The organism is Acinetobacter sp. G11, assembly GCF_049808495.1.
Classification (GTDB): domain Bacteria; phylum Pseudomonadota; class Gammaproteobacteria; order Pseudomonadales; family Moraxellaceae; genus Acinetobacter; species Acinetobacter kookii.
This window is the reverse complement of the sequence record NZ_JBNCAT010000009.1, coordinates 25675-40145: the sequence shown is the minus strand read 5'-3', so window position 1 is coordinate 40145 and position 14471 is coordinate 25675. Positions and strand designations below refer to the sequence as shown.

The 14471-nt window shown below is 42.4% G+C and carries 11 protein-coding genes and 1 pseudogene; 9 read left to right on the top strand and 3 right to left on the bottom strand.

The window, feature by feature from the left end; translation table 11 throughout:
* Positions 1 to 338: 338 nt before the first annotated feature.
* Together glnL and glnG are read left to right on the top strand one after the other, a co-directional pair.
* Positions 339 to 1448, top strand: a complete 1110-nt coding sequence (glnL, locus tag ACPUEY_RS05640) for a nitrogen regulation protein NR(II) (protein ID WP_131274042.1) — start codon at positions 339 to 341, stop codon at positions 1446 to 1448.
* On the top strand, positions 1435 to 2913 hold the full coding sequence (gene glnG, locus ACPUEY_RS05635) for a nitrogen regulation protein NR(I) (protein ID WP_425121444.1): 1479 nt from the start codon (positions 1435 to 1437) through the stop codon (positions 2911 to 2913). Before glnL ends, glnG begins: the two co-directional genes overlap by 14 nt.
* A gap of 69 nt (positions 2914 to 2982) precedes the next feature.
* Here the strand turns inward: glnG and ACPUEY_RS05630 are convergent, their stop codons facing one another.
* The 3 genes from ACPUEY_RS05630 to mnmG all read right to left on the bottom strand — a co-directional run bounded on the left by ACPUEY_RS05630 (position 2983) and on the right by mnmG (position 7172).
* Positions 2983 to 3309 (bottom strand): hypothetical protein, encoded by a 327-nt coding sequence (locus tag ACPUEY_RS05630; RefSeq protein ID WP_425121443.1) that lies wholly within the window; start codon positions 3307 to 3309, stop codon positions 2983 to 2985.
* 116 nt (positions 3310 to 3425) lie between these two features.
* Positions 3426 to 4631, bottom strand: a complete 1206-nt coding sequence (gene mhpT / locus ACPUEY_RS05625) for a 3-(3-hydroxy-phenyl)propionate transporter MhpT (protein WP_425121442.1) — start codon at positions 4629 to 4631, stop codon at positions 3426 to 3428.
* A 660-nt stretch (positions 4632 to 5291) separates the two neighbouring features.
* Positions 5292 to 7172, bottom strand: a complete 1881-nt coding sequence (gene mnmG / locus ACPUEY_RS05620; protein WP_425121441.1) for a tRNA uridine-5-carboxymethylaminomethyl(34) synthesis enzyme MnmG — start codon at positions 7170 to 7172, stop codon at positions 5292 to 5294.
* A 254-nt stretch (positions 7173 to 7426) separates the two neighbouring features.
* Here mnmG and ACPUEY_RS05615 point away from each other — a divergent pair.
* The 7 genes and pseudogenes from ACPUEY_RS05615 to purH form a co-directional block, all read left to right on the top strand.
* A pseudogene (locus ACPUEY_RS05615) lies at positions 7427 to 7771 on the top strand (hypothetical protein); the annotation flags it as partial.
* A gap of 284 nt (positions 7772 to 8055) precedes the next feature.
* On the top strand, positions 8056 to 8946 hold the full coding sequence (locus tag ACPUEY_RS05610) for a bile acid:sodium symporter family protein (protein WP_425121440.1): 891 nt from the start codon (positions 8056 to 8058) through the stop codon (positions 8944 to 8946).
* A 297-nt stretch (positions 8947 to 9243) separates the two neighbouring features.
* On the top strand, positions 9244 to 10119 hold the full coding sequence (locus ACPUEY_RS05605; RefSeq protein ID WP_425121438.1) for a bile acid:sodium symporter family protein: 876 nt from the start codon (positions 9244 to 9246) through the stop codon (positions 10117 to 10119).
* A gap of 127 nt (positions 10120 to 10246) precedes the next feature.
* Positions 10247 to 11152, top strand: a complete 906-nt coding sequence (gene prmA, locus ACPUEY_RS05600) for a 50S ribosomal protein L11 methyltransferase (protein ID WP_425121437.1) — start codon at positions 10247 to 10249, stop codon at positions 11150 to 11152.
* Positions 11153 to 11168: 16 nt separating this feature from the next.
* Positions 11169 to 12044, top strand: coding sequence for a DUF3426 domain-containing protein (locus ACPUEY_RS05595; protein WP_425121436.1), 876 nt, complete (start codon positions 11169 to 11171; stop codon positions 12042 to 12044).
* A gap of 390 nt (positions 12045 to 12434) precedes the next feature.
* On the top strand, positions 12435 to 12704 hold the full coding sequence (fis, locus tag ACPUEY_RS05590; protein WP_001086304.1) for a DNA-binding transcriptional regulator Fis: 270 nt from the start codon (positions 12435 to 12437) through the stop codon (positions 12702 to 12704).
* Positions 12705 to 12792: 88 nt separating this feature from the next.
* Positions 12793 to 14367, top strand: coding sequence for a bifunctional phosphoribosylaminoimidazolecarboxamide formyltransferase/IMP cyclohydrolase (purH, locus tag ACPUEY_RS05585; protein WP_425121435.1), 1575 nt, complete (start codon positions 12793 to 12795; stop codon positions 14365 to 14367).
* The last annotated feature ends 104 nt before the right edge of the window (positions 14368 to 14471 follow it).

Below are 14471 nucleotides of genomic sequence, written 5' to 3'. Positions count from 1 at the left end.
CGCGTATTGTATGTCTTTTCGAATCATAAAAACAGGTGAAAACCCGACTCTTTGTATTACGCACCAAAATATGTCTATATTTTTACCAAATATTTTAAACGCACCATTTTGGTTCACTAATGATTTTATTTCTATTACTATGGAATTGAAATTCTGTTATCAAAAACAAAAAAGCACACTTTTATAGCGACAGAATTTATATTTTTACCCATGCTCAAAGTTGGCGTGCATTTTGCTTTATTTCGACAACGTTTAACTCGTTGAATGTCCCATAACAGGGAGAAATGACAAGAAGTGCAGATGCCATTGCGCTATTTTAACACAGGATGCTTTCGCAAATGGATCAACCCGTCGCTATCGACTACCGCCTTTTAGTGGATAATTTAACCACTGCGATTTTATTGGTCGACAGTCATCTGAACATTTTTTATTTGAATTCTTCTTGTGAATCTTTGTTCGACATCAGTTTACTGCGTGCGGCGGGGCAGCCGGTGTTAAATTTGCTGCATATGCCAGATGATGAGTTTAATACAGAAGAAGCCTTACTCAATACCTTTAAAACCGGACAACCTTATACGCGTCGTGAAGCAGCCATTAGCGTCAACTTTAAAGATATACATGTGGATTACACCGTATCTCTGATTAATTCACAGAAACCCTATCATCCGCTGCTCTTGATTGAATTGAACCAGATTGACCGGATGCTGAAAATATCCAAAGAAGAAAACCTGATTCAGCAACATCAGGTCGCCAGGCAGCTGATTCGTGGCGTCGCCCATGAAATTAAAAACCCTTTAGGCGGCATCCGCGGCGCCACCCAGCTCTTGGCACGCAGCCTGAATGATCCGCAATATGAAGAATTTACCGACATTATTATCAGTGAAGTAGACCGTTTACGTAATCTGGCCGACACCATGCTGGGTTCCCGCCAGCTACCAAGTTATGAACTGGTCAATGTGCATGAACCTTTAGAACGTGTGCGTTCACTGATTACCAATCAGACCAAAAAGAAAATCAAAATTACCCGGGATTATGATCTGTCCTTGCCCGAAGTCTTAGCGGATCGTGACCAGCTCATTCAAGTCATGCTCAATATCAGTGTCAATGCCGTACAAGCCATGATGGAAAATAAGGAATTCTTTGTTGATCATCAGCCGGAACTGATTTTAAGAACCCGGATTCAGCGCCTTGTCACCATTAATGGGGTGTTAAAGCGTTCGGCAGTTCGTATTGATATTGAAGACAATGGTCCGGGTGTGCCTGAAGAAATCCTGGAATCGGTATTTTATCCATTAGTCACAGGACGTGCTAAAGGCACCGGGCTCGGTTTGAGCATTGCACAAAACATCATGCATCAACATAGCGGAATGATTGAATGCCAATCCGTTCCGGGAAAAACAGTATTTAGCTTATATTTACCTTGGGAGTCTAACCATGTCGCGAAATAAAATATGGGTCATTGATGATGATCGTGCCATGCGCTGGGTTTTGGAAAAAACCTTCAAAGAAGAAGGCTTTGACGTAACCAGCTTTGAAGAGGCACAGTCTGCACTGGATCAGCTCAGCATAGATGCCCCCGATGTGATTCTCACCGACATTCGCATGCCAGGCATCGATGGTCTGACTTTCCTGGGCAAAGTCAAAGGCACGCATCCTGATTTACCGGTCATTATCATGACTGCGCATTCAGATCTGGAATCTGCTGTTTCCAGCTATCAAACCGGTGCTTTTGAATATTTACCTAAACCGTTTGATATTGATGAAGCCCTGGCACTGGTCAACCGCGCCATCCTGCATATTGCCAAATTGCAGCAGCAGGAATCTGCCAAAGTCACCCCGGCCATTCAGTCGACTGAAATTATTGGCGAATCGCCTGCCATGCAGGAAGTATTCCGTGCCATTGGCCGTTTATCGCAGTCGCACATTACGGTCCTGATCAACGGTGAATCGGGCACAGGTAAAGAGCTGGTGGCACATGCGCTGCACCGTCATTCGCCACGCAGCAGCAAACCTTTTATTGCCCTGAATATGGCAGCCATTCCGAAAGACCTGATTGAAACCGAACTTTTCGGTCATGAAAAAGGTGCATTCACCGGTGCCAACTCGCAGCGTCAAGGCCGTTTTGAACAGGCCAATGGCGGCACGTTATTTCTAGATGAAATTGGTGACATGCCCTTTGAAACCCAGACCCGTTTACTGCGTGTTCTGGCAGATGGCGAGTTTTATCGTGTTGGTGGACATATCCCAGTTAAGGTCGATGTGCGTATTGTCGCGGCAACGCATCAGGATCTGGAAAAACTGGTACATGACGGACGCTTCCGCGAAGACTTGTATCATCGCCTGAATGTGATCCGTATCCATATTCCCAAACTAGCCCATCGCAGTGAAGACATCCCTATGCTGGCGCAGCACTTCTTGGCCCGTGCGGGTAAAGAACTGGGCGTAAATCCTAAAATCTTGCGTCCAGAAACCCAGGAATACATGCAACAGCTACCGTGGCAAGGCAACGTGCGTCAGCTCGAAAATACCTGCCGCTGGCTGACTGTCATGATTACCGGACGTGAAGTTTATCCAGAAGACCTGCCTTCGGAACTGAAACAGATTCCAATTCAGCGTTCAGGTGAAGATGCACAGTCACACAGTACCTTTGACCGCATTTCACTGCATCACTGGGATGAGCTATTGGGTCAATGGGCCATCCAGAAACTGAAAAATGGTGAGATGAAGATTTTGGACATTGCCACACCAATGTTCGAACGCACTTTAATTACTGCAGCTTTACAGCAAACCCGTGGTCGCAAGCGCCATGCTGCGGAATTGCTCGGCTGGGGACGCAACACCCTGACGCGTAAACTGAAAGAGCTAGGCATGGATACTGCCGATGATGATGTAGAAGAAGAAATAGAAAGCTAAACTTTTCTGTCCATAAAAAAGCGCCTCAGGGCGCTTTTTCATTATTGGGTTTTCAAGGGGTCAATATACTTATGCGGTAAAACCTACATAGCGGAAATATCCCTCAATCCCTAGATCAGATTTAAAAATCAAATAATCGGGATAAGTTGATTTGACAATTTCGGCAAACATATTCACCTGATCATCATGGGCATGCAGATCATCCACAGAACGCGGCATAGTTTGCTCAAATTCATCAGTCATATATTCAAAGCCAATATCCATAGCGATAAACAATACATGCTCGCAGGGTTGTATATATTGCCCTTCTGCCCAATTGATCACGTGCTGCTGACAGTGTGGACATTGGATATTATCTGTGGCTTGAATATCGAGTTCGATCAGTTGATAGCTCATAACATTTTAAATTCAGTTTTCTATCCAACCATATTAACAAACTCAAAAGTGAATCCTTAAAAATAATCAACAAAAAAGGAAATCCTCAAGATTCCCCTTTTTAAAGCGTTATGCTTTTATTTATGTGCTGCTTTATAACGCGAGAGTGCAGTTACTGCTACTGCCGAGATAGCCACGGCAGGTAAACTTGCCATTAAAATCCCCGTGGTTCCCAAACCGATTGCCAAGATTTTTCCTGTCAGTAATGGTCCTGTCATTGCACCTAATCGGCCTAAAGAAATCGCACTGCCTACGCCTGTGACTTTACCTGTACCCGAATAGAAAATTGGGGAAATACCATATAGAATTGATTGTCCGCCTGTCGAGAAAATCCCGCCCATAAACCCTGCCAGAATAAGTACTGGAATAGAGGTAGAGGTAAATAACAATACAAGGGCAATAAATAAACCAGTATAGATAATTGCCGCCATCTGCCACAATTTTAAACGGTCCAGCAAATAACCCAAAGCCAGAGTACCAATGACAGCACCTACCTGGAATACCAGCATCACCATGAAAGCCTGTGGCTTTTCCAAACCTTGTTCCATCAGCAGATTAGGTAACCAGCTAATCAAGATATAATTGATCATCAGGGTAAAGAAGAAACCCACCCAAAGCGGCATCGTATATTTATATTGCTGATGCTTAAATAATACCTGCACCATAGATGGAACAGCTTCAGTCGCAGTTTGCTCAACAGCGACTTTCTTAGGTTTGTCTTTAAGAATAATCGCCATAAATGGCAACAGAACCAAAGGGGTTAAACCACCAATTAAAAACAAGGTATGCCAAGAAATATCTTTAAATAAGATGGCCAAGCCCGCAACAAAGATAGCCCCTACCGGTAATCCGCAATACATCAAGCTGTTCAGCTTGCCGCGGTTGGCTTCTGTCGCCTCATCTCCCACCACGGAAATCATAGTTGGCATTGCCGCACCCAGACCTAAGCCGGTAAAGAAACGTGCTGCGTATAAAATTTCAACGCTCGGTGCGATTGCGGTAAGCGACATAAATAGGCCGAAAATTGCAATTGAAAGCATTAAAACTTTCTTCTGTCCCAAATAGTCGGCAACACGTCCACCAAAGAACGCACCAAACAACATCCCAAAAACACCCAAACTAAATACATAGCCCATTTGCACCTGGTCGAGAGCAAATGTTTCAGCAATTCCTTTTGCTGCAATACCCGGGGCTTGGAGATCAAAACCCTCAAAAAATGCGACCCAAAAACACAAGAACACTGTTAAGAATTTTTGCATTTTACCTGTTTGTATTTGTGCCATGATTGAACTCCGTCCATAGTAAGCAAATTAGCCAGCAGCAATTTGCTTCACTATTTTCAGATCAATCTCTTGAAATAAATACCACTACAATGGTCGGGTTTATTGAGCATCCGCCTGGCAAACAGCGATTGAATTAGACGTAAAAGATTACATAAATAGACTTTTTAAATCTTACAAATATAAATTCAATAATATTTTCAAAAACTTATATTTTCGGTAGTTATTTATGATTAAACCATAGTCAAAAGCAATGGTTTAAAATTAAACGATAAAAAAGCCCGCATTTAGCGCAATACCAGTCAGTTAAGAAGTTGACTGGCATTTTTTAAATTCATGACCGTAGTTGATATGTGGAAAAGTCATCCGCAACTGTTTGAGGCAGGATTACATTAAAAAATGATTGTTTCTGCGATGAATTTGTTAGTTAATAGTGGCTGACGAGTTTTGCGGTGAGGAGCATTGCTCCGCAAGATGCCTTTGGTCTTACGAAGCAGTGCTTCTCAGGGCGAAACCAAAGTAACAAATGGGCTGCAAGGGTTTGATTTAAAAAGGTAAGACTCCGCCATGAATGACTAAAAATTAAGGAGTTTATTACTAAACTCCTTAACTGATCAGCATTACGCATTTAGCTGGCTTTTTACCAACTTAACTCACATTGTATTAAGCAGATTTTTTCGCCTGATTATTCTTACGAATGGTAATCATCACCAGTTGAACTGCCGCTGGTGTCACCCCCGGAATACGGCTTGCCTGAGCAAGGGTTTCAGGACGAACATCTTTTAGCTTAAGCGTAATTTCACGCGATAAACCAGAAACCACATCATAATCAAAGTCTGCAGGAATACGGGTTTCTTCCAGACGCTTCATTTGCGCCACGTCTTCTTGCTGACGGTTGATATAACCTTCGTATTTCACCGCAATTTCAATTTGCTCACCGACAAAAGCAGATACTTCAGAGCCAGTAAGTTCAGCAATTTGCGCGAAGCTGATGTTCGGACGTTTGAGCAAATCAATGGCTGAGCATTCTTTCGACAGATCTGCCCCCGTCATTTCAACGAATTTTTTACCCATTGGATTGTTTGGCGCAGCCCAAAGGTGTTGCAAACGGCCTTTCTCAGTTTCTACTGCTTCCATTTTTTCACAGTAAGATGCCCAGCGCGCATCATCCACCAGACCCATTTCACGGCCAATTGGAGTTAAACGCTGATCCGCATTGTCTTCACGCAGCATCAAACGGTATTCGGCACGCGAGGTAAACATGCGGTACGGTTCTTTGGTCCCCAGGGTAATCAGGTCATCAACCAGTACACCCATGTACGCTTCATCACGTTTCGGTGTCCATTGCTCCTGATCCCATGCACGGCGTGCAGCATTCAAGCCTGCCAACAAACCTTGTGCACCCGCTTCTTCATAACCGGTTGTACCGTTAATCTGACCTGCAAAGTACAGGTTATTAATGGCCTTGGTTTCCAAAGAGAATTTCAACGCCTGCGGGTTGAAATAGTCATATTCAATGGCATAACCCGGACGCAGAATGTGTGCATTCTCCATACCGCGGATTGAGCGAACCAGTTCAAACTGCACATCGAAAGGTAATGAAGTCGAAATACCGTTTGGATAAAGCTCATGTGTATCCAGACCTTCAGGCTCAAGGAATACCTGGTGCGAATCTTTATCGGCAAATTTGTGAATTTTATCTTCAATTGACGGGCAGTAACGTGGACCTACACCTTCAATCACACCAGTATACATTGGGGAACGGTCGAGTCCGCCGCGGATAATGTCATGCGTGCGCTCATTGGTATGCGTGATATAGCAGTTGATCTGTTCCGGATGCATGGATGCATCACCCATGAATGACATGGTCGGAGACGGGAAATCACCCGGCTGCGGAGTCATGACAGAAAAATCCACTGAACGTGCATCAATACGCGGCGGTGTACCTGTTTTTAAACGGCCTACAGGAAGTTTCAGTTCACGAAGGCGTGCAGCCAGTGAAATTGAAGGTGGATCACCGGCACGACCACCAGAGGCATTATTCAAGCCAATGTGAATCACACCGCCCAAGAAGGTACCGGTCGTCAACACGACAGTTTTCGCGTCAAAGCGGATGCCCATCTGGGTGACTACACCTTTAACGGTATCACCTTCAACAATCAGATCATCTGCCGCCTGTTGGAAAATATCCAGATTCGCCTGGTTTTCCAGGGTATGACGAATTGCTGCCTTAAAGCGTACACGGTCAGCCTGGGCACGTGTTGCACGTACCGCCGCACCTTTACGTGAATTCAGGATACGGAACTGGATACCGCCCTTATCGGCAGCCAATGCCATCGCACCACCCAGGGCATCAATTTCACGGACCAGATGTGATTTCCCAATACCACCAATAGCCGGGTTACAGCTCATCTGCCCTAAAGTCTCAATGTTGTGAGTCAAGAGCAGAGTCTGTCGACCCATACGCGCTGCAGCAAGGGCTGCTTCGGTACCTGCGTGACCGCCACCGATAACAATGACATCGTAAACTTTAGGATAATGCATAATGGTTTGAGAGATAAAAAATGATGACGGAGCATTATATCAAAATTAAGCAAAATAAGTTGACAAAATGAGTCGAATTTCATGAGGAAGATTGAAACGATTTTCAGCGTTTTAATGTTGCAATGTAATCCGACTTTTCAGACTCGCTATAGAAATTAAACATTTAAGTAAATTTTTTTACTTGATTAGCATTGTTTAAATTTGATTACTTTTTAAGCTATAGGTTGGGTACATTACGAACAAAGGTATAAAAGATGAATAAGAATATTTTCCTCTCATCCATGCTCTGCGGTTTATGTTTCGCACCATTTGCAGCTTCCGCAAATGATAAGGTCGAAAAAGTATATGATTCTCAAAGGTACCAAAAGGTGTGTAAAGGTAAAAGTCAGGGTGCACCGGTCAGTTTTGCATATCGAGGCATTATCTGGAATGGTACCTGCGAACCTCAATTCTTTCCTTCAGCAAAAAACTCATCCATTGCCGGAGATGAACCCGAATTAACCAGTGCATGCAGTGGAGATACTGGCGCGACATCTGTAAACATCAACGGGACTGAAGTTAAAGGTAAATGTGCTTTAGGTTTTATGGCTCCTCGTCCTTCTCAATCACAAATGCAACAATCCCAACCACAAATGCAACCACAACATCAAATGCAACCACAACATCAAATGCACATGCAGCAGTCTCAACCGGAAATGCAAACCCAGCCTCAAATGCAGCCCCAACCTGAGATGCAGCCACAACAATCTCCATAAAAAGTTAATTTTATTCAAATAATTAACGGGTAAAATACTTGGTTTTTACCCGTTTCATATATTGCTTATTTAAAAATCTTGTTTAAACTCTAAGAATATCAAAGGATAAAAACAATAAAGGATATTCCATGGATTCAGGACTCTTTACCCTTTTTTTACCTCTTATACTTGCTTTTATGATGATTGGTTTAGGGCTTGAACTTACAGTTAAAGATTTTCTTCGTATCCGTCATCATCCTAAAGCCATTTTTTTAGCTTTATTTTCACAACAAGTCATTTTGGTGGGTGTCGCATTTTTTATTTGCATTTTATTTAAGCCTTCTCCACTTTTAGCGGTTGGCTTAATGTTGCTTGCCGCTTCTCCTGGTGGCCCTACAGCAAATTTGATTAGCTATATTTTTAAGGGAGATGTGGTCTTAAACCTTACCCTTACAGCCCTTAATTCTATTATTTGCACTTTTACCCTGCCTTTTATTGTCAATTTATCCATGCTTTATTTTTTAGGCGAGTCGCAAAGCATTACCATGCCTGTTGAAAAAATCATTCAGGTGTTTTTAATTATTTTGGTTCCGGTGGGTTTAGGGATGCTGATTCGTTCGATTGTCCCACAAATAGCATTGCAGCTGAACAGACCTATGCGGTTATTTTCTGTGATTTTTTTAGTTGCGCTTTTCTCGTACGCCCTCTATAGAGAACGATTTAATGTTACCGAATACTTTGCCGAGATTGGCGTTGCCATCGCGCTGTTTTGCTTCATCAGTTTTTTAGTGGGTTATCTGGTTCCACATTTATCTGGAATTTCCGATCGGCAGGCTCGTGCATGCACATTTGAAGTCGGCATTCACAATACAAGCATTGCACTGACTATTGCGCTTTCTGTGTTATCGAATACCACAATTGCCATTCCCGCAGGAATTTATACTATTTTTATGTATATTTTTGCCTTTGCTTTTGGTTATATCCTGAGCAAAAATCCACAACTGCTCAATAAAGACAAGGTACGCACGCTTAATGGCTAAAATACAACTGCCCTGTTGTAAGCATACTTATACAAAAACAGTTATATAAAAAGCTGTTATACAAAAAACATCTCATGCATAAGTCACAAAGTGATGATTAAGTGTCAATAAACCTGGGATTAAAAGTTCCTTCTCTCTTTAAAAGAAGAAAAGGATAAAGGGATTTTCACGATTGATTCACTGTTTAAAAAATGACTGCTGAAAAAAGTCTATTCATACATTTATATTGCCAGTAAAGTTGCATGATAAAAAACACTAAAAACTCAGCTCAACAAGAATAAATATAGGAGACTTGAAATGGATTCAGGAATCATTACCATTTTACTGCCTTCGGCACTTGCTATTATTATGGTGGGCCTGGGTCTGGAGCTAAGCCCCAAAGACTTTGCCCGAGTCAGCAAACATCCTAAAGCCGTTTTAATTGCGCTATTTTGTCAACTGGTTGTTTTGGTCAGTATTGCATTTGTTATCTGTAAGGTTTTGGCGCTTCCACCATTACTTGCGGTAGGATTAATGCTGCTTGCAGCTTCACCTGGTGGCAGCACAGCCAACTTGTTTAGCTATCTGTTCAAGGGTGATATTGCACTGAATATCACCCTAACCGCAATTAATTCTGTCATTGCTACTTTTACGCTACCTTTAATTGCCAATTTTGCCATCCAGCATTTTATCAATGACGGACAACAGATTAGCTTACAGTTCAGTAAGATATTACAAGTCTTTGCCATTATTATTATCCCGGTCTGCATAGGCATGCTGATTCGACACTATGCCCCACAGTTCACAGAAAAGTTAAATAAACCGCTACGTATATTCGCGGTTATATTTTTAATACTGATTATTATTGGCGCAATTGTGAGTGAACGTCAGAATATTGCCGAGTACTTGACTCAAGTGGGAGCAGCTACAGCACTGTTCTGTATGTTTAGCCTGTGTATCGGCTATTTCGTGCCTCGGCTACTCGGTATTCCTAGTGCCCAGGCGCGTGCCTGCGCATTTGAAATTGGTATTCACAACAGTGTGCTGGCCATGACCATTGCACTGACCGTTCTGGCAAACTCCACTATTGCCATGCCTGCTGCGGTATATTCCATTTTTATGTATATCTTTGCCACACTATTTGGCATGTTATTAAATAAACTCGCGCCTCATCCAGCGCCCATAGCGACCTGATGCAGCTTAAATAAATAGAGGACGTGGCTGCACGTCCTTTTTCAAGATAGTTTTTATCAATATGTAGTGGTTTCCACCTGAGTTCCGTTACAATGGCGTTTTTATAAAACAAATTTAGGTTATCTCCGTGAAGTGGTTACAAATTCATATTACTGTCGAGCAGGCTCAAGTCGATTTTACTGAAACACTCTTAAATTCATTAGGTGCAGTGAGCGTAACTTTAGATGATGCTGAAAATCAGGACTTGCTTGAACCGCTTCCAGGTGAAACTCCGCTATGGAATAAAGTCATTGTGACAGGTATTTATGCGCAGGAAGATGAAGAAGAAATTGATGTAGATGCGTTAATTACCTTTATTACTGCACAGATGCCTGAAGCACCATTACGTTATGAATTTCTTGAAGACCAAGAATGGGAACGCACCTGGATGGATGCCTACGAGCCTATTCAAATTGCTGAAAAATACTGGATTGTCCCTGAATGGATGGAGGCTCCAGAAGCCGATGCGGTCAATATCAAGCTTGATCCAGGCCTGGCTTTTGGTACCGGCAACCATGCTTCAACTTTCCTTTGCCTGCAATGGCTCGGCAAAACCGATCTCAAAGATAAAATTGTGATCGACTACGGTTGTGGTTCAGGCATTTTAGGGGTTGCCGCTTTATTGCTGGGTGCAAAAAAAGTTTATGCCACAGATATCGATCCGCAAGCTGTGTTGGCGACCCAACAAAATGCTGAACTGAATGGTGTGCTTGAAAATCTGTACGTAGGTCTACCAGACGAGTTCAATGAAGAGCTGAAAAACCAGAAAGCCGATGTATTTGTCGCAAACATTCTGGCAGGCCCTTTAATGGCACTTGCGCCGGAATTCGCAACTTTGGTCAAATCTGAGGGTAAGTTCGCACTTGCTGGTATTTTAGAAGAGCAAGTTGCTGATGTTTCTAGTGTTTATTCTGAATTTTTTGATATACTGCAAATCGAAAAACGTGACGAACATTGGTGTCGAATTTCGGGTAAACGCCAAACTACCCCCTAAAAATCTTGAATAGACTATGAGCGAAAAACAAACCTACTGCCCTAACTGTTTGACCAAGTACAAAGTCTCTGTGGCTCAACTTACAGTTGCTCGCGGTATGGTTTGTTGTGCAAAATGCTCAACCAATTTTAATGCATTGACCCATCTGGTCGTAGAGAAAGAAGAAACTTTCTCTCCCGCTCAAACGGCTTCTTCTTCAGTTCCATCCCAGCAAACTTTTGTATCCAATGCACTCGTTAAAGAGCAGTTGATTACGGAACAGAAACCGGTACAACATTTATTGGAGATTTTCGATCGTAAAGTTGAAAACTCGAATATCGATTTAAAGACCTATCTCAATAACCTGAATTATTTTAGTACAGAACCCATTGGCAACTACCCTGCACTGAACTGGTCAGAAAAAGCTGAACAAGAAAAAACATATGGTACGTGGCATTATGTTTTATGGGGAACCATTAACGTATGTCTGGCCAGCTTGCTGATTTTGCAATTTTTTTGGTTTAACCCGAAAATTTTAAATAACAGTCCGGTATTCAGTGCTTTATTTAATACAGCATGTCAGGCCTTTAATTGTTCGGTGATGGAAGAGAATTATCGCCTGATCTCCACCAACAAGTTAAAGGTTAAACAGATTTCCAAACAAGAAACCCAGTTTAGCGGAGAACTGATTAACTATCATACCGAAAGCCAGGCTCTTCCGATGATCAAGGTAAATTTAAAAAAGAGTGGGGAAACTGTATCCACCTATTCCTTTATGCCTTCTGAATATTTGATTACCAGTCTTCAAGGAATTCAAAGAATTCCCCAAAATAGTCCTTTTAAATTCAAATTTAGCGTTCCTATGCCACGCAAAAGCTTTGACACTTATAGTTTAGAAATAATTCGCCCGTAATATTGAAAAAAACTATTAAAAAATACAAAAAAATGTAAAAAAAATGCAGTTTTCTTGCTCACTTTTTCTTAGACAATGCTATGATACGCGCCACGAAAGCTTAGTGCTGCAAACTCCTCGAAAATTTTTACAACAAAATCGTCTAACTGAAATGCGCTTTATTAAATATAGCGTATAGAGTAGATTTTTTTGTTTTGATTTTGGGTGGTAACAAATATTAATCTATTGTTACGCTTAAATTTCGATCAAAAACGTCGAGTTGTGGCAAGCTAAATGATCAAGTTTTAGAACTTCCGTTTTAGGATCTAAAACGGGGTTCATTGAATTTCTATAGACCACTTTTATATATCTCTTTACCCAAGTGATATTTGATTTTTCGGATTAATTCGCATGAATAGCAAGTCTCCTATTTTTACTGCACAATCTGATGTCGCTCTTCGTATTCACGTAGATCGCGCAGTTCGCCACTACTTTGCACAATTGCAAGGCGAGCAACCCTCTCAGGTGTATGACATGGTGCTGGCAGAAATGGAGAAACCTCTTTTATCTGTTGTTTTAGAATACACTCGTGGCAACCAGACCCGCGCTGCTGAAATTCTAGGCCTTAACCGCGGTACTTTGCGCAAAAAGTTAAAAGCTCACGGTTTAATGAGTGAATAAGTGATAAAATGCTTGCGGTTTCCGCAGGCATTTTTTTTGGCCTGCTATTTAGCTTTTTGATTTAATTCTTGATAACTGTGACGACATCATGACTATTAAACGCGCTTTAATCTCTGTTTCTGACAAAACTGGCATTGTCGAATTTGCACAAGACCTTGCTGCTCTTGGGGTAGAAATTTTATCTACTGGTGGTACTTACAAGTTGTTAAAAGACAACAATATCGCTGTAGTTGAAGTTTCAGAGCACACCGGTTTCCCAGAGATGATGGACGGACGTGTAAAAACACTTCACCCGAAAATCCATGGTGGTATCCTGGCTCGTCGTGGTCTAGACGAAGCTGTCATGGCTGAACACAACATCGATGCGATCGATCTGGTTGTGGTTAACCTTTACCCATTTGCTGCTACTGTTGCAAAACCGAACTGCTCACTTGCTGATGCAATTGAAAATATTGACATCGGTGGTCCAACCATGGTTCGTGCTGCGGCAAAAAACCATGCGTCTGTGGGTATTGTGGTTAACGCTTCTGACTATGCCACTGTAATTGCCGAGCTTAAAGCTGAAGGCGGCTTGTCTTATGCAACACGTTTTGACCTGGCAGTGAAAGCATTTGAACACACTGCACAATACGACGGCATGATCGCATCTTACTTAGGCGCTCGCGTAGGTAAAGAAGAAGGCCAAGCAGACAAATTTGCACGTACCTTCAATACACAATTGAACAAAGCGCAAGACCTTCGTTACGGTGAAAATCCGCATCAATCTGCTGCATTCTATGTAGAAGCTGATGCAACCGAAGCATCTGTTTCAACTGCTAAACAGCTTCAAGGTAAAGAGCTTTCTTATAACAATATCGCAGATACTGATGCAGCACTTGAATGTGTGAAATCATTTGCGAAGCCTGCTTGTGTCATCGTAAAACATGCCAACCCTTGTGGCGTTGCAGTATCTTTAGACGGCATTAAAGCTGCTTATGACCTTGCTTATGCAACTGACCCTGAATCTGCGTTCGGTGGCATCATTGCATTCAACCGTGAATTGGACGTTGCAACTGCTCAAGCAATTGTTGACCGTCAGTTTGTTGAAGTGATCATTGCACCAAGCGTTGCTGAAGGCGTGCTTGAAGTGACTGGCGCGAAGAAAAACGTTCGTGTTCTTGTATGTGGCGAATTGCCAGCAATTGATGAGCGTAAAGCACAGCTTGACTACAAACGTGTAAACGGCGGTTTACTGGTTCAAGATCAAGACTTGGGCATGATCACTAAAGATGACCTTAAAGTTGTGACTAAACGTGCTCCAACTGAACAGGAAATTGACGACATGATCTTCGCCTGGAAAGTTGCGAAATACGTGAAGTCTAACGCGATTGTTTATGCGAAAAACCGTCAAACCATTGGTGTCGGTGCAGGTCAAATGAGCCGCGTGAACTCTGCTCGTATTGCTGCGATCAAAGCTGAACATGCTGGCTTAGTTGTTGAAGGTGCAGTCATGGCATCTGACGCATTCTTCCCATTCCGTGACGGTATTGATAACGCTGCGAAAGCGGGTATCAAGTGCATTATCCAGCCGGGTGGTTCTATGCGCGACGAAGAAACTATTGCTGCTGCTGATGAAGCCGGTATTGCAATGGTGTTCACTGGCATGCGTCACTTCCGTCACTAAGTGATTGGATATTAATGTAATGACAAAGTCATCTACATTTAGACAAATAGATTTCTAATCTTGCATAAAGTCCTCTCCTATTTTTAGGCTGAGGACTTTATGTC